The organism is Emergencia sp. JLR.KK010 (assembly GCF_037018265.1).
Taxonomy (GTDB): Bacteria; Bacillota; Clostridia; order Peptostreptococcales; family Anaerovoracaceae; genus Senimuribacter; species Senimuribacter intestinalis.
Genome location: NZ_CP143550.1, coordinates 2,675,977 through 2,695,523, shown reverse-complemented (window position 1 = coordinate 2,695,523; position 19,547 = coordinate 2,675,977). Strand labels below are relative to the sequence as shown.

Genomic DNA, 19,547 nt, shown 5'->3' with positions numbered 1-19,547 from the left:
ATATCGTAAACCAGCGAAAGGAGATAATAGTATGGAGTGGAAAGATATGCCCAGACGGGCGTATTACGAGAAATACGAGAGAATGGATGTAAAAAATGATGGGGGCTGGTATGAGGTTTATCGTCTGCCTAAGAATGTCTATGCGATTGCGGAACCGCGGCATTTTCAGGAAGTAAATTTCTTTCTGATTGTAGGAACAGACAGGGCGGTATTATTTGATACCGGTATGGGAATTGTTCCTGTAAAGCCGCTGATTGATGAGCTTTATCAAGGGGAAATGATTGCGGTAAACAGCCATTTTCACTTTGATCATATTGGAAGCAATCATATTTTTGAACCAGTTAACAGCTGTGTGGATTCCTATGTGTCTGGGATTGCAAAAAGAGGACTGACTTGCGCAGATGTAGGTGCGCAGATGGATGAAGATATGTTTAAAGGAGGCTATCCGCAAGGTTTTGCACCGGACCGATATGCAGTGCCGTCGTATCAGGTAAAAGCTGTCAGGGAGGGGTATATCTTTGATTTAGGAAATCGTAAACTGCGCGTTCTGCATACACCGGGGCACAGTTTCGACTCCCTTATGCTGTATGATGAAGATAATAAAATTCTTTTTACAGGAGATACGTTCTATATGGGTGCATTGTACGCACACTTTCATTGTGCGCAGTTTGGCTGTTCGGACATATCTATGTATTGGCAGACGATGGACAGACTCAGCAGAGAGATTCCAGAAGATGTGCAGCTTTACTGCTCTCATAACGATTTTATTGCACCGGCAGCAAAGCTCAGAGAGACTGCAGAAGTGCTCCGCACGATTATAGAAAAGGAATCTGTACCGGATGGAGAAAAAGGTGTCGGCAAAGGTCATCAGTATCTGGAGGAAGAAAGCATTTTGTGTGAGAAGAAGGGCGATGGATTTTCTGTCGTATATACCAATGAAAAGGTAAAGGAGAAAAAGAAATGAACGAGAAAAAGAAATTTAAGATGCCTCACGTGTACATTTTATTGATTGGAATTGTTTTTGTTTGTGCGGTATTATCTTATATTATTCCGGCGGGTGCTTATGATATGATTACCCTTGAAAACGGAAAGGAAGTGCTGAACCCGGAAACTTATCACAGAATTGATCAGACACCTGTATCGTTAATACAGTTTCTGACTGCAATTCCAAGAGGATTACAAAGCAGCGCGTCCATTATCTTTCTGATTTTTATTGTGGGCGGAAGTTTCAATGTGCTGACTGAGACCGGTGCTGTAGAGTCAGGCCTTGGCAAGCTGGCAAAAGTAGCTGCCAGAAAAGAAATTTTACTGGTTCCTATCGTGATGATTGTATTTTCTCTGGGTTCTGCTTTTGTAGGAATGGCAGAAGAGCTGATTCTGTTTGTTCCAATTATGGTTGGACTGGCAAAAGCACTGGGCTTTGACTCTATTACAGGTATGGTGATGGTTATGTCGGCGACCAGTGCCGGTTTTGCAGGTGCTGTAACAAATCCGTTTACGGTCTGTGTGGCACAGGACATTGCAGGGATTCCGCTTTTCTCCGGATCTTCGTTTAGAATCGCAGTTTTTGTTGTAATGGTTGGGATTTCAATCATTTGTACGATGCGGTATGCGATGAAAGTAAAGAAAAATCCGCAGCTGTCGTCCATGTATGAACAGGATCGTTTGGAAATGGACAATGATGCAATGGCGAAGTTAAAAGAATTTGGAGGAAAGCAAAAACTGATTTTGCTTGCGTTTATTGCGTCTCTGATTCTGCTGGTTGTTGGTGTCACCAAATGGGGCTGGTATCTGGACGAAATTTCCGGACTCTTTTTCGGCATGGGAATTGTTGTTGCTGTTATTGAAGGTATGGGCTTTAACAACTATGCAAAGGCGCTGGGGAAAGGCATGGCGGAAATCGCAGCCGGCGCGCTGGTTGTGGGCTTTGCCAGTGCTGTTATGGTTACACTGACCGATGGAAATATCATGCACACAATTCTATATTATGTTGCAGGCGCAATGGAAGGGCTGCCGGCGGCAGTCAGTGCAGCATGTATGTTCCTGTTCCAAACTTGCCTGAATTTCCTGATTCCATCTGGAAGCGGTCAGGCAGCCGTTTCCATTCCGATTCTGGCGCCGCTGGGTGATATGGTGGGAGTATCCAGACAGTCGGTTGTTCTTGCATATCAGATGGGCGATGGTTTATCCAACATTATTATTCCAACAGGCGGAATCATGATGGCGGCTCTGTCTCTTGCAAAAATTCCTTACGAGAAGTGGGCAAAATGGATTTTGCCGGTTTTCCTCTTGCAAGTTTTAGCGGGCGTGATTATTATGGTAATTGCAGGTGTCATCGGGTATTAAAATGGAGGAATTGACATGTGGTCAGAGAAAACACATAAAAAGCTGCTCCGTGAAGGTCTTGCAGCTTTTGAAGAGGAAGCGTATGCTCTCAGCGATTGTATGGCGGCAAATCCAGAACTTGGATCGGCGGAGTTTGAATCCTCAAAGAATATCGTAGCATTGCTTGAAAAATATGGAATAGAGGTGGAATATCCTTTTGCCGGCATGGCGACAGCATTTAAAGCGTCTATCAATCCTGGAGGCAGGAAAAAAGCGGTCTTTCTGGCAGAGTACGATGCCCTGCCGGAAATAGGACACGGCTGCGGTCATTGTGCATCGGGAGCAGCAAGCGTTCTGGCGATTTTGGCAGTCAATGCAGTGAAGGCGCAGTTGGGTGATGTGCAAATTGATATCATCGGTACGCCGGACGAAGAATGGGGCGGCGGCAAAGTAATTATGCAAAGACAGGGCATCTTTGACCAATATGATTTTGCGGCAATGGTGCACATGATGGGCGAAAATCAGTCTGCGGTGCAGTTTTACGCCTTGGACGGCATGGAGTTTGTGTTTAAAGGTGCGCCAGCGCATGCGGCGGCATGTCCGGAGAAAGGAAGGAATGCGCTGAATGCAGTACGTCTGTTATTTGAAAGTACAGATATGATGAGACAGCATGTCATTAAAGAAGCGATTATTTCAGGCTATATTTCCGATGGAGGAAAGGCAGCGAACATCATACCTGACAAGACCCGAGCGGTTTTTATCACTAGAGCGCCCAGAAGACATCAGCTCAACGATATTACAAGCTGGGTGAAAGATTGCGCAAAGGCGGCAGCAATGGCAACACGCACAGAAGTGGAAATTTTGCCGGCGGGCGAAGACTATGACGATTATTTTACGGGACCTCTAAAGGAAGAAGTGATGGACACTTGTTTTCATAGTTTGGGACTTGAAGTAGTCAGACCGGAAAATCAGGGCAATGGTTCTTCTGATATCGGGAATGTGGCGACCGCTTGCGCAGCATTCCACCCATGTATGGGCATTGGAAAAGGACTGGTACCACATACCTATGAATTTGCAAAAGCAATGACGACGCCAGCTGTCCATGAGGCTATTTTAAACAGTGCAAAGTTTTTGTTGGAATTGACCTATAGGCTGTTTACAGATGAGGAACTTTTGGATAAAATCAAGAAAGAACACTTTTCACTATAAGGAAAATTTCTTGAAAGTCGTTGGAAATCCAAAAACTTTCCTTGACACAGGCGTGGAAATATGATAACCTATTTCAGTAATGAAGAAGAAGTTATCCGCTTCTCACCTTTCAGACAGTCAGTTTGCTGGGTTAATAATTTTGAAACATGCGCGTTTTAGCGTGTTTTGAGGCGGGTACATGAAGTGCCCGCTTTCTTGTTTGTGTAGAAACCACAGGAGGTGCGAACCATTAGTAAGGAGAACAAGATCAACGAAGAAATTCGTGACAAAGAACTGCGTGTCATCGATGAAACCGGTCAGATGCTCGGTATTATGAGCAGAGACGAGGCGCTTGCTTTGGCAGATGAGAAGAAGCTTGACCTGGTCAATATTTCACCTAACGCCAAGCCGCCGGTATGTAAGATTCTCGATTATGGAAAGTACAGATACGAAATCCAGAAGAGAGAAAAAGAAGCCAAGAAAAAGCAGAAGAACATGCAGGTAAAGGAAATCAGACTGAGTACCTTTATCGAAGATCATGACATTCAGGTGAAGGCTAAGACCGCTTGCAAATTCCTGCAGGATGGGGACAAAGTCAAGGTGAGTCTCAGATTTAGAGGAAGAGAAAAAGACTATACTGCAAAAGGTCGCGAAGTTATGGATAAGTTCGCAGAATGCTGCAGCGAAGTCAGCACCATTGATAAGAAGCCGACATTTGAAGGCAGAAGCCTTACCATGTTCCTGGCACCGAAAACTGATAAGTAAAACTTTGTATTAACATAGGAGGAAAAAATCATCATGGCAAAGAATAAGATGAAGTCCCACAGAGGCGCATGCAAAAGACTGAAATTAACCGGAACCGGTAAAATCAAGAGAAACAAGGCATACAAGAGCCATATTCTTACTAAGAAGACTCCGAAGAGAAAGATGGGTCTTAGAAAATCCACAATTTTAACCAGTGCTGACACTAAGAGAATGTTAAGATCAATGGCAAAATAGTTTTAGGAGGTAATGAATCATGGCAAGAGTAAAGAAAGGCGTAAACGCCCACAAGAGACATAAGAAAATTTTAAAATTAGCAAAGGGTTACTATGGACAGAAGAGCAAGGTCTTCAGAGCAGCTAACCCTGCAGTAATGAGAGCACTGAGATCTGCTTACGTTGGCAGAAAGTTAAAGAAGAGACAGTACAGACAGATGTGGATCGCAAGAATCAACGCTGCTGCAAGAATGAACGGCATGTCCTACAGCAGACTAATGGACGGTCTTAAGAAGAGCGGTATCGAAATCAACAGAAAGATGCTGTCTGAACTGGCTATCCACGACGCAGCTGCATTTGCACAGCTTTGCGAAACTGCAAAGAAGAACTGCGGAAAATAAATCATATAATAATTTGAGAAGATGGCATGAAGTCATCTTCTTTTTTTAGGAGTTTCTGTCGCGTTAGCCCAGTGTGCATATTTCAGGCGATATTTCCTAAAATATGCACAAATGTGTGCATAAAATCAAAGAAACTGTCGAAAATATGCACAATCACAGGAGTTTGCGCCGTTAAAAGCGCGTTGATAGACCTGTCTGCAGGCAAAAAGTGCATACATTCTATGATTTTGTAAGAAATATGCACAGACTTTCTGAAGAACGTGCATATTTTGAGGGAAAACTTGAAATTTATGTACAGAGGGCATTGCTAGTGGGCATTGTCTGCGGGAGAGAAGCGGGAAAAGCAAATTGCACCAAAATTGTATCTGATACAAAATAGTAGATGTATCATAAAAAATGTGATACAATGATGACAATGAATACGTAAAGAAAGTAGGTTGGAAAAATGCCGAAACAAAGAAATTATATGGTCAATTCTCCTCATTTATATAGCGTGTTTTTTGCACCCCGAGGAAACAGGCGTATGCTGGAGCTGGGGATGCAGATTGCGCAGCAGTATTTGGATCCAGAAGATAAACTCATTGGAATTATCGGCGAGGCAGGCGCCGGAAAGAGCATGCTGATTAAGGGCATGTTTCCGGGTCTGGACCTCTGCAACGATGACAGCGGCGTCAATGTAAGACCACTGCCGATTTTAGATGTAGATGAAGACGAAGGGTTTTATGCACCTCATACTTATCACATGGATGTGCGCTTTGAGTCTGCATTTACACAAATGCACGAACTGGCAGAAGCGACCGAAAAAGCCATCAAGAAGGGACGCAGAGTTATCATCGAGCACTTTGAACTACTGTTTCCTTTCCTGAAAACCAACGCACAGCTTTTAATCGGTGTAGGGGAGCAGATTATCATTACCAGACCGAACTTATTTGGACCGCTTCCTCAGGATATTGCGGAGACTGTGCACAAGTCCGTTCGTTATCGTAAGATGGCGCATACCGCAGAAGACCTTGTGGAGCACTGCATGCCCCAGGAACTTTTCCAGAAGTGCTATCATGGAGATATCAAGAGGGGCTTTTCTTTGGGATTTAAGGAAAAACCGGATATCGACATCGATGCGCTGAAAAATGCAGTCAACGAATACATCGCGCAGGATCTTTCCGTCAGCTTTTTTGACGAGGATCACGTGAAAATCGGCGAGCTGGTACACCCTTGCACGGGCCCTAGAATCCACGTCCGTTCTACCGGTGAGATTGAAAACTTCCGCCTGCTGAAAGAAATCTTTTATGACTCCATGCAGGAGATGTATCTGATTATCGGTCTTGTAGGCGAGCGCTGGGATGTTGAAACCGGCGATTTGAACAGAATTAAGCTGCACATTTAAGGAAGGAACATATCATGAGAGAAATCAAAGCGGAACAGATTACACAGACGGTCAGAGACCTTTGTATCGAGGCAAACTGCCATCTGCCGGAGGATATCAAAGGTGCTATTGCAGGATGCAAAGCCTGTGAGCCTTTTGACATTGCAAAAAATATTTTAGATAAAATCGAAGAGAACTATCAGATTGCAGATATAGACGAAGTGCCAATCTGTCAGGACACCGGTCTTGCATGCGTTTTTCTTGAGATTGGGCAGGAGGTGCACATCGACGGAAATTTGAAGGACGCTGTAGACGAAGGCGTGCGCCAGGGCTATACGGAAGGTTTTCTGCGCAAATCCTGCGTCAAGGATCCCATCGATAGAGTCAATACAGGAGACAATACGCCGGCGGTGATTTACTATGACATCGTGCCAGGCAACGCCTTAAAAATTACCGTTGCGCCAAAGGGCTTTGGCAGTGAAAACATGAGCCAGATTAAGATGTTGAAACCCTCTGACGGTCTTGCCGGTGTAAAAGAATTTATTCTGAAGGTGGTAGAGGATGCAGGACCTAATCCATGTCCGCCTATCGTGGTGGGCGTAGGCATTGGCGGCACCTTTGACAAAGCGGCATTTCTTGCGAAGAAAGCACTTATGCGTCCGGCAGATGAGAGAAATGCAAATCCGTTCTATGAAGACCTTGAAAAAGAAATGCTGGAGAAAATCAACGCACTTGGTATTGGACCGCAGGGCTTTGGCGGAAAAACTACGGCGCTTGCAGTCAACATCGAGACCTTGCCAACCCATATTGCAGGGCTTCCGTGCGCAGTCAATATCAACTGCCATGTAACCAGACATAAGAGTGCAGTATTATAGAAGGAGAGGCGGAAAGATATGGAGAAGAAAATTACGATGCCGCTGACGGCAGATAAGACAAAAGACCTGCGCGCAGGAGATAATGTACTGATTAGTGGCGTGATTTATACGGGAAGAGATGCTGCGCACAAGCGGCTTTGCGAACTTTTGGCAGAGGGAAAGGCGCTTCCCATTGATGTGAAGGACAGCATTATTTACTATGTAGGACCTGCACCGGCAAAACCGGGCCAGGTAATCGGTTCTGCGGGACCAACGACCAGCTACCGTATGGACGCATATGCACCGGCGCTTTTGGATTTGGGCCTTAAGGGCATGATTGGAAAAGGCAAGCGTTCGCCAGAGGTAATCGAGGCCATGAAACGAAACGGTGCGGTATACTTTGGCGCCATCGGCGGTGCTGGAGCGCTCCTTGCCAAGTGCATCAAAAAAGCGGAAGTAGTCTGCTATGAAGATTTGGGCGCAGAGGCGGTGCGCCGTTTGGAAGTGGAAAACCTTCCGGCAGTTGTGATCATCGATAGTCAGGGAAATAATCTGTATGAAGATGGCAGGAAAGCATATCTTGCCGTGGAGAAATAGCTATGTTTGTGGATTTTAAACTGGACACGGCAGGTCAAAAGCCGATTTACAAGCAAATTGCGGAGCGAATTTCCGATGCAATTAAAGACGGGAAGCTGGCTGCGGGGTTTAAATTGCCAACGGTGCGGGATCTTTCCGGAGAAATCGGCGTAGCGTGCGGCACCATTAAGCACGCTTATGAATATCTGGAGGAGCAGGGCTTTGTCGAGATGGTACAGGGCAGCGGTTCTTTTGTCATAGATCAGAAAGAGGATTTTGCCAGCCGTAAAGAAAAAGCCATGATAGCAATCGACCAACTCTTCACCAGACTGGAAAGTCTGGGGTTTACGCCGAGAGAAATGGAAATCTATCTAGATCTGAAGCTGAGGGGGCTTGCGGAAAAATACGATGTGGTGAAGGTTGCTTTGGTGGACTGTAATCCTGAGACGCTACAGATGATTGAGGGGCAGCTTTCCCAGATTGGCTATGCTGAGACGGCAGCCTTTGATCTTGATAGAATCGAGGAAGCGGCGGAAAGTCTCAATGCGGATTACGATTTGATTTTAACTACGTCCACCCATTTTACAGAGGTGGAATCCTACCTCAGAAGCAATAAACCGCTTGCGATGGTTGCCATGACGCCGTCGGTGCATACCATTGTCCGTCTGGCTAAAATTGGAGATACGCAGAAGGTGGGCATTTTCTGCGCCAGCGACGCATTCGCGGGTGTAGTCAGAAATAACTGCCAGGGGCTGGGCAGCTGGAGTGAAGGGATGGCGACGCAGCTTGCGGGGTTCTTTGGAAAAGAGGAACAGTTCTTTGCTGAGAACGATGTAGTCATCGTGCCGGAAGGCTATGAAACGTTTATAGTGTCTAAGGAAAAGCAGTTTTTGCGCAGCTTTTGCGAGCGGGGCGGGGAACTGGTTTCCTATAGTTATAAGGTGGACAAGGGGTCTTTTCTCCACGTGGTAGATCAGATTAAACGGGTGATGAACAAGAAGCGGAGCATGTGATTGCGTTATCTGTGATATTTAATCGCAGGGTCAGAAGAATGTATTGCGGGAGATACGCGTTTTCAGATTGCGGTTGTGCAGATGATGCGATAAAAATTGTTTCTACACAACTTTTTGTTGGTTCGGTTGTGCAGGGAAAGCTTGAAAAAAGTAATTTGCACAACTTTTACGAAAATCGTGGCGTTTAATATTATGTATGTTGTGCAAAGCAAGATAAAAATGACTCGTTTTGCACAACTTTTTTGATGAAAAAAATGTTTTTTCGCGTTACGGAGCGCAAAAGTTGTGCAAGAGGCAGCGTGGGCAGTAGGATTTGCACAACCAGCAGGAGTGGAAGTTGTGCAAATTAGTGATGAAGTGGCGACATATGCACAATCATATGCAAAACCTGCCGTAGGAAAATACCAGGAAACTGGATAGAAGGAATTGCACCCTTCTCAAAATCGGTCAACGGCTTTATAATAGAATAAAGTCGGTCGGGAATGGAGGAGTTACCGTGAACGAAAAATTTTTTTCTTTGCCGGAAGAAAAACAGCAAGCAATCATCAATGCAGGTTACAAGGTTTTTTCGCAGAATACATATCATAACAGTCCTATGCGTGAAATCGCAGAGGCAGCGGGAATCAGCAAATCGCTGCTGTTCCACTATTTTCACAACAAGAAGGAATTATATCTGTTTTTGTGGGATACTTGTGCAAAGAAGACCATTGCTTATTTGACCGAATGCGAATGCTACAGCCAGCAGGGGCTGTTTGAGAGCATGGAACGGGGCATGCGGGCAAAAATGGAACTGATCAGTCAGTATCCGGACATGGCGAATTTTACCATCAAAGCATTTTACGAAAAGGACCCGGAAATCTGCGCAGCTGTTTCTGAAAGCTATCACCAGTATTTTAACCTGAAAGCGGATCGCGCCCGTATCAACTTTGATCCGGCGCAGTTTGTGCCAGGACTGGATATTCCCATGATGTACAGGGAGATGTACTGGGCGTCGGAAGGATATCTGTGGGAGATGGTGCAGCGAGGACCTGTGAATACGGCAGAAATGGAAAAGGATTTTACCAGACTGATCGCATTTTGGAAAAGTATTTATCTTTGGAAGGAGTGACGAGATGGATGCAATCAAGTTAGAAAATTTGACTAAATATTATGGAAAAAACCGGGGAATCTCCGGCGTCAGTCTGACCGTTTCCGAAGGAGAATTCTTTGGATTCATCGGTCCCAACGGCGCAGGGAAATCTACGACAATCCGCACGATGATGGGGCTCATAAAAAAGACCGGAGGAGACGCCTGGGTGAGCGGACTTGCTGCTTGCGAAGAAAGAGAGCAGATTCTTGCCAGGACTGGATATCTTCCGTCGGAAGCAATTTTTTATCGCGGAATGCGGGTGAAAGATATCTTGAAGCTGTCTGCGGACTTGCGAAAAAAGGACTGCAGAAAGGAAGCTGTGCGGCTTTGTGAAAGATTACAACTTTCTGAGAAACGAAAAGTGGAGGAACTCTCTTTTGGTAACAGGAAAAAAGTCGCCATTGTCTGCGCGCTGCAGCATCAGCCGGAAATTTTAATTCTGGACGAACCGACCAGCGGTCTTGACCCACTGATGCAGAAAGAATTTTTTGAAATCCTTCGGGAGCGCAATGCAGATGGAACGACTATTTTTTTGTCCAGTCATATTTTGTCAGAGGTGCAGCGAAACTGCAGCCGTGCCGCAATCATTCGTGAAGGGAAGATCATTGCCTGCGATCGTGTAGAGGCGCTTTCTCGCACCAGCGCCAGGCGTGTTGCGGTTTGCGGCAGCGTAAATCTTGACGGACTTTGCGGAATTCGTGACCGGAAAGAGATTGCGGGGCAGACCAGCTTTCTTTACAGCGGCGATATGAACAAGTTGCTGAGAAGGCTTGCGGATGGACAGATTGCGGATCTCGCCGTATCTGAGCCGGATTTGGAAGAGGTATTTCTTCACTATTATGAAAAGGATGGTGAGGCGCTGTGATATTGGTTAGACATGAGTTGAGACAGGGACGCGTTTCGTTTTTGATTTGGACTGCTGCCATTTCTTTTCTTCTGGCAGTTTGCATCTTCCTCTTTCCGGAGATGAAAGGACAGATGGAGAGTGTTGGCGATGTGTTTGCTTCCATGGGCTCTTTTTCCGACGCTTTTGGAATGGACCGTCTGAACTTCGGCATGCTGACCGGATTTTATGCTATTGAATGTGGGAATGTGCTGGGGCTTGGCGGCGCATTCTATGCCTGTCTGTGCGCGGCTGGCATTTTGAGCAAGGAAGAAAAAGATGGAACGGCTGAATTCCTGCTGACCCATCCGATTAGCCGCAGGCGGGTCGTGACGGAAAAACTCCTTGCGGTATTGGTGCAGGTGACGGCGATGAATCTGCTGGTTTATGGGATTTCTGTGTGCGCTATAGCGGCGGTAGGTGAAGCGATTCCCTGGAGGGAAATCAATTTGCTGCATCTTGCGTATTATCTGCTGCAACTGGAGCTGGCGGGGATTTGCTTCGGGATTTCTGCTTTCACACGTAAAGGCAGCGTGGGCGCCGGACTTGGCATCGCTTTTATGATGTATTTTCTGAATCTCATTGCCAACATTGCGGAAGCGGCGGCGTTTTTAAAATATGTGACGCCTTTCGCCTACTGCGAAGGAGCGGATATCGTGACAGCGGGCAGTCTCGATGGGACACTGGTGACAATCGGGATGGTAATTGGGCTGCTTGGGATTGGAGCCGGCTATTTGCGGTATGTAAAAAAAGATATTTATTAAATCATGTTCTCCCGATTGGATTGGGCGCTAAGATGGAAGCAGGTGAGAATCCTGCACGGTACCGCCACTGTAAGGGAGAGTTCTTGTTCGAGGGTTTTAGACTAGCCCCTGGAAACGGGAAGGTGAGTAAGAACGATGCCCTTTGAGTTAGGAGACATGCAGAAAATATGGGCTGCACCATTTTGGTGCAGCTTTTGATTAGTCAAATCCAGGAAATTGTCTAGTTCTAATTTTTGAAAAGTGCAGTATAATATGTTACGAAAAAAAGGAAATATATCTTCATAGAGACGAATAAACTGGAGGTGGAATATTTTGGTAAAGGATGTAAAACATATCATGGAAAGAAAAGCCTTCGAAAAAGGCTTGGAGTCGATTATCAACAAGGGACAGGAAAAGGATTTGACCGAAGTTATGCTTCCTATGATTAATATGCTGGAGAAAATTTTAGGAGACGCATGGGAAGGTTCTTCCTATGAACTTTTGAGAAAGCTGGCAAAAGACCCGAATAGCAAGTGGACCCATTATACACAAAATATTTTGCGCAATGTGGATCCGCATATTTTGAAGACCGTTGCTTTAAATGCTGGATATGAGTCTGGTTTTCGTGGTTACAAGACTTCTCTGAAAATGTCTGAAAAATACCAGTGCAATATTCCATGGATTATTCTGATGGACCCTACAACAGCGTGCAATATGCACTGTACCGGTTGTTGGGCTGCGGAATATGGCGATAAAATGAACCTTTCTTTTGAGGATATGGATAGAATTATCACAGAAGGTAAAGAATTGGGTATTCACGCTTTTCTGTTCACCGGCGGCGAACCGCTGATTAAGAAAAAGGAAATTATCCGTCTGTGCGAAAAACACAGCGATTGTGCATTTCATGCGTTTACCAACGGTACACTGATTGATGGAGCATTCTGTGACGACCTTCTTCGAGTAGGTAATTTCTTTGTATCGGTTAGCATTGAGGGCTTTGAAGAAAGCAACGACGGGAGAAGAGGAGAAGGCCATTTCCAGAAAGCCTTGGCGGCGATGGATTTGATGCATGAAAAGAGAATTCCTTTCGGTGTGTCGATTTGCTATACGAGCAAGAACTATTTGACTGTAACCAGTGATGAATTCCTGGATATGCTTATCGATAAAGGCTGTGTTTTTGCATGGTATTTCCATTATATGCCGGTGGGTGTCAATGCGAGTACAGAACTGCTTTTGACACCGGAACAGAGAGTTTATATGCACGATAAAATCAGGGAAATCCGCGGTATTACAGGTGGTAAAGAGATATTTGCGATTGACTTTCAAAACGATGGAGAGTTTGTACATGGCTGCATTGCGGCAGGGGAAAGGTATTGCCATATCAATGCCAACGGAGACGTGGAACCTTGTGTATTTATTCACTACTCCGGCGCTAATATCAAAGAAAAGTCACTTCTTGATTGTTTGCGTCAGCCGCTATTTCTTGCATATCGTGATGGACAGCCGTTTAATGACAATCATCTGCGGCCTTGCCCTATGCTGGAAAACCCAGGAATTCTGCAGGAATTAGTAAAGAAGACCGGAGCAAAATCTACGGATTTAGAAGCGCCGGAATCCTGTGAGCATCTTTGTGGAAAGTGCACAGAATATGCAAAGAACTGGGCGCCGGTGGCAGATAAACTGTGGGAGCAGGATAGGAAATAAACATATGCTGCAAGAGATAAGCTGCGCTGTTTGATGAGGAAATATCAAGCAGTGCAGTTTTTTTAAAATTGACTATAAGTCATTGACTGATAGTCAATTATACAGTATAATAAAGAAAAAGGAGGCACGCTTATGACGAGCAGACAGATTGCTGCCCTTGCAACAAAGAAAAAACTGCTGGATGCAGGCAGCAAAATTATCGCAGAGAAAGGACTTTCTCAGGCGACAGTTGACGAGATCACTGCACTGGCAGGTGTTTCGAAGGGCACCTTTTATACTTATTTTAAGAAGAAAGAGGATATTGTATTTGCGCTTGGATATGGTGCTTTCAGCGAGGTTTTGGATAAGGCCATGAGCCTGCAGGATACTTTCATAGAAAAAATCATCTATTATATGGTGCATTTTTCGGCATATATTGAAGACAGCGGATATAAGCTTTCTCAGGAGTGGATCAGAAGTTTGTCTGATATTTCTTCTTCGGAGGAGACAGGTCCCCGTGGAAAGCTCAAGTTTGATCTGGATTCGATCAGCCGATTGATTCAGGCAGGGGTAGAAGAAGGAAATCTGGCAAAAGATACGCCGGCAGAAGTTTTAACCCATACTTTGGCGGATATACTTTACGGGCAGATGTTCTGCTGGAGTGTAAGTGACGGCAGCTACAGTCTGAGAGCGCGCACAGAAGAATTTTGCGAGACCTGTCTGCCAGAGATTTTCAAAGCGTACGCACTTTAATTCAACAAAAAGGAGGAAATGTGATGAATGACCTTGGGAAAGACATTAAGAAGCTGGGATTCGGATTGATGAGACTGCCGCAGAAGGACGGCGTCATCGATGTAGAGGAAACCAGTAAAATGGTCGATTTGTTTATGGAAGCGGGATTTACATATTTTGATACAGCCTGGGCTTATGCTGGTTCGGAAGATGCGATTCGCAAGGCGCTGGTTGAAAGATATCCACGGGAAAGCTTTCAGCTAGCCACAAAGAATGCAGCATGGATTAATTGCAAGACCAAGGAAGAAGCCTATGAACAGTTTGAGGTTTCTTTGAAACAGACAGGCGCAGGATATTTCGATTTTTATTTGCTGCACAATTTGGGAGAGGGCAGAAGCCGTTATTTCGACGAGTATGATATGTGGAACTGGGTGCAGGAAAAGAAAAAGGCGGGACTGATTAAGCATGTCGGATTTTCTTTTCATTCTACCCCGGAGGAACTGGAAGAAATTCTGACAGCCCATCCGGAGATGGAGTTTGTGCAGCTGCAGATTAACTATGCGGATTGGGAAAATCCGACTGTACAGTCCAGAGGCTGTTACGAAGTGGCAAAAAAACACGGCAAGCCGGTTATCGTTATGGAACCAGTAAAAGGGGGCATGTTGGCAACACCGCCGGAATCTGTCGTTAAGATTTTTAAAGAAGCAGAACCGGATTCATCGGTTGCTTCGTGGGCAGTTCGCTTTGCGGCTGATTTAGACGGGGTGATGACAGTACTTTCCGGCATGAGCAATGTAGCGCAGATGGAAGATAATCTGTCCTACATGAGGGAATTTACAGGACTTACTGCAGAGCAGAGAGAAACGCTGAAAAATGCGCAGGAGGAACTGGCAAGGATACCGATGATTCCGTGTACTGTCTGTAATTATTGCGCAAAGGTCTGCCCGATGCAGATTGGCATCTCCGGATCCTTTACTGCCATGAACTACCTGACCCTTTATCGGGACAAAGCCATGGCGCAGCATCAGGAAAGCTGGCTGGTTTCCGGTCACGGTCTGAAACAGGCGAAGGAATGTATCGGTTGCGGTAAATGTGAGGAAGCATGTCCGCAGCACATCGCAATTAGAGAAGAGTTGAAAAAGGTAACGGAAGAGTTGTTATAAGAATTAAAGCAGCTGTAGGTAAAAGATGCCTGCAGCTCTTTATAATTTTGTATGGATTTTCTATAATGGAAATAGTATAATAGGGATAAATAAGCAAGGAGGTGGTGCAAGTGAGAATCCTGGAACTGAATCATATTTTAGAAGAGCTTCGCAGCGCACTGTGCCATATTTTTGGGAACAAACTAAATCATATTTGGCTTTATGGTTCTTATGCTAGAGGGGATAATGATGAAGAGTCAGATTTGGATATTCTGGCACTTGTGGATCTTTCAAAAAATGAGCTGGCGGCTTACAGGAGAGAAGTCAGTGACTTGTCTTCGGAACTTGACTTGCAGTATGGCGTACTGCTTTCGATTAAGCTGCAGGATACAGAAACCTTTCATCGCTATTCTGATTCTTTGCCTTTTTTTCAGAATGTAATAAAGGAGGGAATCAGTATTGTATAGTGAGGAGCAAAAGGACTTATGCTTATACAGATTGTCAAAGGCTGAACGGTATTTGACTGACGCTAGGCGAACTCTGGAAATGGGGATGTATGATACTGCAGCAAATCGTTCTTATTATGTAATTTTTCATGCAGCACGTGCAGTACTTGCTTTAGATGGGTTGGATTTCCGCAAACATTCAGGAGTGATTTCCAATTTTCAAATGAGATATATAAAGACGGGTGTATTTGAAAAGCAGCTCTCTAATATTATTAAGAGCGCATTTTCTTTAAGAACAGAGAGTGATTATGAGGATTTCTTTGTGATTGAAAAGGAAGATGTAAAGCGTCAGGTAGACGAGGCGGAAGTTTTTTTCATGCAATAGAGGCATATATAAAGTCACAAAATTTATAGTGAAATGACTATGACGCAGACCCGAATAGGGTCTGTTTTTTCGTGCAAATTTTTCACAAAATGCATATTGAATAAGAAGTGCCAAAAAAAAACAATCTGGTTGTAGACAAATGAGATATAACAATGTACTATAAAGATGTAATACATTTATCGATTTTGAATTTCGAGGTGAATCATGGAAGAAAACAAAAAGAAGTTAGTCATCGGCGTCATTGGCGCAGATGTTCATGCAGTAGGGATCCAGATATTGAATCACGCCTTTGAAGAAGCGGGGTTTGATGTGACTAATTTGGGCGTCATGGTATCCCAGGAAGAATACATTGCTGCAGCAGTAGAAACTGATGCAGATGCTATCATGGTATCTTCCCTTTACGGTCACGGTGAGCTTGATTGCCGCGGTCTTAGAGAAAAGTGCAGCGAAGCAGGTCTTTCTGATATTCTGCTCTATGTAGGCGGCAATATCGTAGTCGGCAAGCAGCCTTTTGACGAAGTGGAAGCAAGATTTAAGAAAATGGGCTTTAACCGGGTATTTGGACCGGGAACAGCACCGGAAGACACCATTTCGTGTCTGAAGGAGGACTTGGGGCTGTAATGGGTCGGTGAAGTCATGAAGAACATACTATTAATAGATTTCGGCAGCACCTATACTAAGGTAACTGCCGTGGACCTTGCAGAAGAGCGGCTTTGCGCAACAGCGGCAAGCTACACCACTGTAAAAACCGATATTAATGAAGGACTGGCAAATGCGCTGGCACTTTTAGAGGAAAAAATCGGTCCGGTGGATTTTGATGCAAGGTATGCTTGCTCCAGTGCCGCTGGCGGTCTGAAAATGATCAGCTGCGGATTGGTGCCGGAATTGACTGCCGAGGCAGCAAAGATGGCGTCTCTTGGGGCAGGGGCGAAGGTCATGAAGGTTTATTCCTATCAGCTGACCGAAGAGGACGCAGAAGAAATCGAAAATCTGAAACCTGACATCTTCCTTTTAACGGGAGGTACTGACGGCGGCAATAAGGACACCATTATAGAAAATGCACAGATGCTGGCAGGAATTTCCGCAGAATTTCCAATCGTCGTTGCGGGCAATCGCAATGCAGCAGGTGCTTGCAGAAAGATTTTAGAGGAAGCCGGAAAGCAGGTAATCGTAACAGAAAACGTGATGCCGCGGTTTGGGGAACTGAACATCGAGCCGGCACAAAACTGCATTCGGGAAATTTTCCTTGACAGAATCATCAAGGCAAAAGGACTTTCTAAAGCCAGTCAGCTGATTTCGGGCATTATGATGCCGACACCGGCGGCGGTGCTTTCCGCTATGGAGCTATTGGCAAAGGGCACAGATAAGGAGCCAGGACTGGGAGATTTGGTTGCCGTAGATGTAGGCGGCGCTACCACAGACGTTTACTCCATGAGTCTGGGCGAGCCAAGCGGTGTCAATACGGTCATCAAAGGATTGCCTGAGCCTTATGCAAAGCGAACCGTGGAAGGGGATATCGGTATGCGCTACAGTGCAGCAGGCATTGTAGAAGCTGCCGGAATAGGCGCAGTTTCCCGGCTTTCGGGGTTGTCTACAGAGAGGGCGCAGCAGCTGCTTACTCTGATTACAGATAAAACAGATACACTGCCTGAAAATGAAGAACTTGCGGCGCTGGATTTTGCGCTGGCGTCTTTGGCAGTCAAGGTGGGTATGACCCGCCATGCAGGACGCGTGGAAAAAGTTTATACGCCGGTTGGTGAAACATGGCTGCAGGAAGGTAAAGACCTGACAGCTGTAGAAAAAGCGGTTATCACGGGCGGATCTCTCATTCACGCAAAGAATATAGAGAAAATCGCAAGAGGGGTGCTTTACGATGTGGCAGAAGCCGCATCCTTAAAACCGAGGCAGGCGGAAATCCTGCTGGACAAAGCATATATTTTATCGGCCATGGGCCTTCTCGCCAAACATGCGCCGGATACAGCACTAAGAATCATGAAAAAGGAGTTGATATCCTATGGAATTGAAAAATAAGAAACTGACAAACGACGAATTCTATGGAATTCAGAAAGAAATTTTGACCCAGTGGCCGACCGGCGCAGATGTAAATTTTGAGAAGGCAGTAGACTTTCATCAGAGCCTGCCGGAGAACAAAAACTTTGGAAAGAAGCTGGTAAAGGCAAAGAAAGAAGGCAAGACTTTAGTACAGCCGAGAGCCGGTGTTGCTCTGGTACAGGAGCATATCGACCTTTTAACTTATCTGCAGGACAAGGGTGGCGCAGACCTGCTGCCGACTACAGTAGACAGCTATACAAGACAGAATCGCTACAAAGAAGCGGAAGTGGGCATTCAGGAATCGGTTAGAGAGAGCAAGTCCATGCTCAACGGTCTTCCCATCGTAAACCACGGTGTAGATGCATGCCGCTCCATTATCAATGAACTGAACACACCGGTACAGGTGCGTCACGGCACACCTGACGCAAGACTTCTGACGGAAATCTCCTACGCTGGCGGTTTCACAAGCTATGAAGGCGGCGGTATTTCCTATAATATTCCTTATGCAAAAAATGTCAGCCTGGAAAAAACCATCAGGGACTGGCAGTACTGCGACAGACTGACCGGTATTTATGAAGAAGCTGGCGTCAGCATTAACAGAGAGCCATACGGACCACTTACCGGTACTCTGGTTCCGCCTTGCATTTCCCATTCTGTAGCCATCATCGAGAGTTTGCTGGCTGCTGAACAGGGGGTAAAGAACATAACAGTCGGCTACGGTCAGTGCGGCAATCTGGTGCAGGACGTTGCAGCCATCCGTTCCCTTGGCAGTCTGACTGAAGAATACCTTAAGAGATACGGTTATAATGATGTAGAAGTAACGACTGTTTTACATCAGTGGATGGGCGGTTTCCCGCAGGACGAAGCTCAGGCGTTTTCCGTTATTTCCTGGGGCAGCGCCATCGCAGCGCTGTCAAAGGCAACAAAAGTTATCGTAAAGACACCGCACGAAGCAATCGGCGTTCCGACCAAGGAAGCAAACGCACAGGGACTGCGCTGCACTAAACAGATGATCAACATGCTCTGCGACCAGCAGCTTTCCAACACCAGCCATGTTGTAAATGAAATGATGATTATTTCCGCAGAAACCCGCTGTATTGTAGATAAGTGCTTTGAACTGGGCGAAGGCGATTTGGCAGTGGGCACTGTTAGAGCATTCCAGGCAGGTGTTTTAGATATTCCGTTTGCACCGAGCAAACTAAACGCAGGAAAAATGCTGCCGGCAAGGGACAATGACGGCGCAATTCGTATCTTAAATGCTGCCAATGTGCCGCTTTCCAAAGAGTTGATCGATTTCAACAGAGAAAAAATTGAAGAACGTGCACAGGCAGAAAAGAGAGATGCTTCTTTCCAGATGGTAATCGACGATGTTTACTCCATCAGTAAAGGAAAACTGGTCGGCAGACCTTGGAAATAATCGAGAGCCGTTGGTGGGCGTTGGTGATGCTAGGCGAAAAAACGGGCGAACGTTGACAAAATTGACAAAAAATCGGTTTTTTGTCTAATCTGTCAGCAGTTTTGGGAAAAATGCTGACAAAACTGACATTTTCTTTGGATTTTGTCTGGTTTGTCAGTGTTCAGACAGAAAAATTCATGTTTTTGCGGTAAAAATCGCAAAAAGACTGACAAAAATGCAGTTTTTTTGGAAATATGTC

The 19,547-nt window shown here is 45.4% G+C and carries 21 protein-coding genes, 1 riboswitch and 1 other annotated feature; all 21 genes read left to right on the top strand.

Going from position 1 to position 19,547, the window contains the following annotated elements; genetic code table 11:
• The first annotated feature begins 31 nt into the window (after positions 1 to 31).
• Entirely contained in the window at positions 32 to 964 is a 933-nt protein-coding gene (locus tag V1225_RS12995; RefSeq protein WP_338546755.1) for an MBL fold metallo-hydrolase, read from the top strand.
• Complete coding sequence (locus V1225_RS12990) at positions 961 to 2,346, top strand: SLC13 family permease (RefSeq protein WP_338546753.1); 1,386 nt, start codon at positions 961 to 963, stop codon at positions 2,344 to 2,346. Before V1225_RS12995 ends, V1225_RS12990 begins: the two co-directional genes overlap by 4 nt.
• Before the next feature lie 15 nt (positions 2,347 to 2,361).
• A complete protein-coding gene (locus tag V1225_RS12985; protein WP_338546752.1) occupies positions 2,362 to 3,534 on the top strand; it encodes a M20/M25/M40 family metallo-hydrolase in 1,173 nt (390 codons plus the stop codon).
• 76 nt (positions 3,535 to 3,610) lie between these two features.
• Positions 3,611 to 3,739: a sequence feature (ribosomal protein L20 leader region), on the top strand.
• 23 nt (positions 3,740 to 3,762) lie between these two features.
• The gene (gene infC, locus V1225_RS12980) at positions 3,763 to 4,278 is read left to right on the top strand and encodes a translation initiation factor IF-3 (protein WP_330588343.1); all 516 of its coding nucleotides are present in this window, start codon (positions 3,763 to 3,765) and stop codon (positions 4,276 to 4,278) included.
• Between the two features lie 33 nt (positions 4,279 to 4,311).
• A complete protein-coding gene (rpmI, locus tag V1225_RS12975; RefSeq protein WP_160200578.1) occupies positions 4,312 to 4,512 on the top strand; it encodes a 50S ribosomal protein L35 in 201 nt (66 codons plus the stop codon).
• A 19-nt stretch (positions 4,513 to 4,531) separates the two neighbouring features.
• Entirely contained in the window at positions 4,532 to 4,891 is a 360-nt protein-coding gene (gene rplT / locus V1225_RS12970; RefSeq protein ID WP_160200577.1) for a 50S ribosomal protein L20, read from the top strand.
• A gap of 523 nt (positions 4,892 to 5,414) precedes the next feature.
• Positions 5,415 to 6,275, top strand: coding sequence for an alanine-tRNA synthetase second additional domain-containing protein (locus V1225_RS12965; RefSeq protein WP_243150974.1), 861 nt, complete (start codon positions 5,415 to 5,417; stop codon positions 6,273 to 6,275).
• Positions 6,276 to 6,289: 14 nt separating this feature from the next.
• On the top strand, positions 6,290 to 7,129 hold the full coding sequence (locus V1225_RS12960) for a fumarate hydratase (protein ID WP_160200553.1): 840 nt from the start codon (positions 6,290 to 6,292) through the stop codon (positions 7,127 to 7,129).
• 18 nt (positions 7,130 to 7,147) lie between these two features.
• Positions 7,148 to 7,705, top strand: coding sequence for a Fe-S-containing hydro-lyase (locus V1225_RS12955; RefSeq protein WP_160200552.1), 558 nt, complete (start codon positions 7,148 to 7,150; stop codon positions 7,703 to 7,705).
• Positions 7,706 to 7,707: 2 nt separating this feature from the next.
• The gene (locus V1225_RS12950; protein ID WP_338546749.1) at positions 7,708 to 8,697 is read left to right on the top strand and encodes a GntR family transcriptional regulator; all 990 of its coding nucleotides are present in this window, start codon (positions 7,708 to 7,710) and stop codon (positions 8,695 to 8,697) included.
• Between the two features lie 496 nt (positions 8,698 to 9,193).
• Positions 9,194 to 9,805 (top strand): TetR/AcrR family transcriptional regulator, encoded by a 612-nt coding sequence (locus V1225_RS12945; protein WP_251630581.1) that lies wholly within the window; start codon positions 9,194 to 9,196, stop codon positions 9,803 to 9,805.
• A 4-nt stretch (positions 9,806 to 9,809) separates the two neighbouring features.
• The gene (locus V1225_RS12940; protein WP_160200549.1) at positions 9,810 to 10,691 is read left to right on the top strand and encodes an ABC transporter ATP-binding protein; all 882 of its coding nucleotides are present in this window, start codon (positions 9,810 to 9,812) and stop codon (positions 10,689 to 10,691) included.
• Complete coding sequence (locus V1225_RS12935) at positions 10,688 to 11,473, top strand: ABC transporter permease subunit (protein ID WP_338546746.1); 786 nt, start codon at positions 10,688 to 10,690, stop codon at positions 11,471 to 11,473. The genes V1225_RS12940 and V1225_RS12935 overlap by 4 nt, the downstream gene beginning before the upstream one ends.
• Positions 11,460 to 11,652, top strand: a riboswitch (cobalamin riboswitch). Its footprint overlaps the gene before it by 14 nt.
• Positions 11,653 to 11,785: 133 nt before the next feature.
• A complete protein-coding gene (locus V1225_RS12930) occupies positions 11,786 to 13,156 on the top strand; it encodes a radical SAM protein (protein WP_338546745.1) in 1,371 nt (456 codons plus the stop codon).
• Between the two features lie 132 nt (positions 13,157 to 13,288).
• Positions 13,289 to 13,888: a TetR/AcrR family transcriptional regulator gene (locus V1225_RS12925; protein WP_338546743.1), complete on the top strand. Its 600-nt coding sequence runs from the start codon at positions 13,289 to 13,291 to the stop codon at positions 13,886 to 13,888.
• Between the two features lie 23 nt (positions 13,889 to 13,911).
• Positions 13,912 to 15,030 (top strand): aldo/keto reductase, encoded by a 1,119-nt coding sequence (locus V1225_RS12920; protein ID WP_338546741.1) that lies wholly within the window; start codon positions 13,912 to 13,914, stop codon positions 15,028 to 15,030.
• Positions 15,031 to 15,140: 110 nt separating this feature from the next.
• Positions 15,141 to 15,476 (top strand): nucleotidyltransferase domain-containing protein, encoded by a 336-nt coding sequence (locus V1225_RS12915; RefSeq protein WP_160200545.1) that lies wholly within the window; start codon positions 15,141 to 15,143, stop codon positions 15,474 to 15,476.
• On the top strand, positions 15,469 to 15,840 hold the full coding sequence (locus V1225_RS12910) for a HEPN domain-containing protein (RefSeq protein WP_161909001.1): 372 nt from the start codon (positions 15,469 to 15,471) through the stop codon (positions 15,838 to 15,840). Before V1225_RS12915 ends, V1225_RS12910 begins: the two co-directional genes overlap by 8 nt.
• Before the next feature lie 204 nt (positions 15,841 to 16,044).
• A complete protein-coding gene (gene glmS, locus V1225_RS12905) occupies positions 16,045 to 16,461 on the top strand; it encodes a methylaspartate mutase subunit S (protein WP_160200542.1) in 417 nt (138 codons plus the stop codon).
• Between the two features lie 15 nt (positions 16,462 to 16,476).
• Positions 16,477 to 17,871, top strand: coding sequence for a methylaspartate mutase accessory protein GlmL (glmL, locus tag V1225_RS12900; RefSeq protein WP_161909000.1), 1,395 nt, complete (start codon positions 16,477 to 16,479; stop codon positions 17,869 to 17,871).
• Entirely contained in the window at positions 17,855 to 19,309 is a 1,455-nt protein-coding gene (locus V1225_RS12895) for a methylaspartate mutase subunit E (protein ID WP_338546737.1), read from the top strand. Before glmL ends, V1225_RS12895 begins: the two co-directional genes overlap by 17 nt.
• The last annotated feature ends 238 nt before the right edge of the window (positions 19,310 to 19,547 follow it).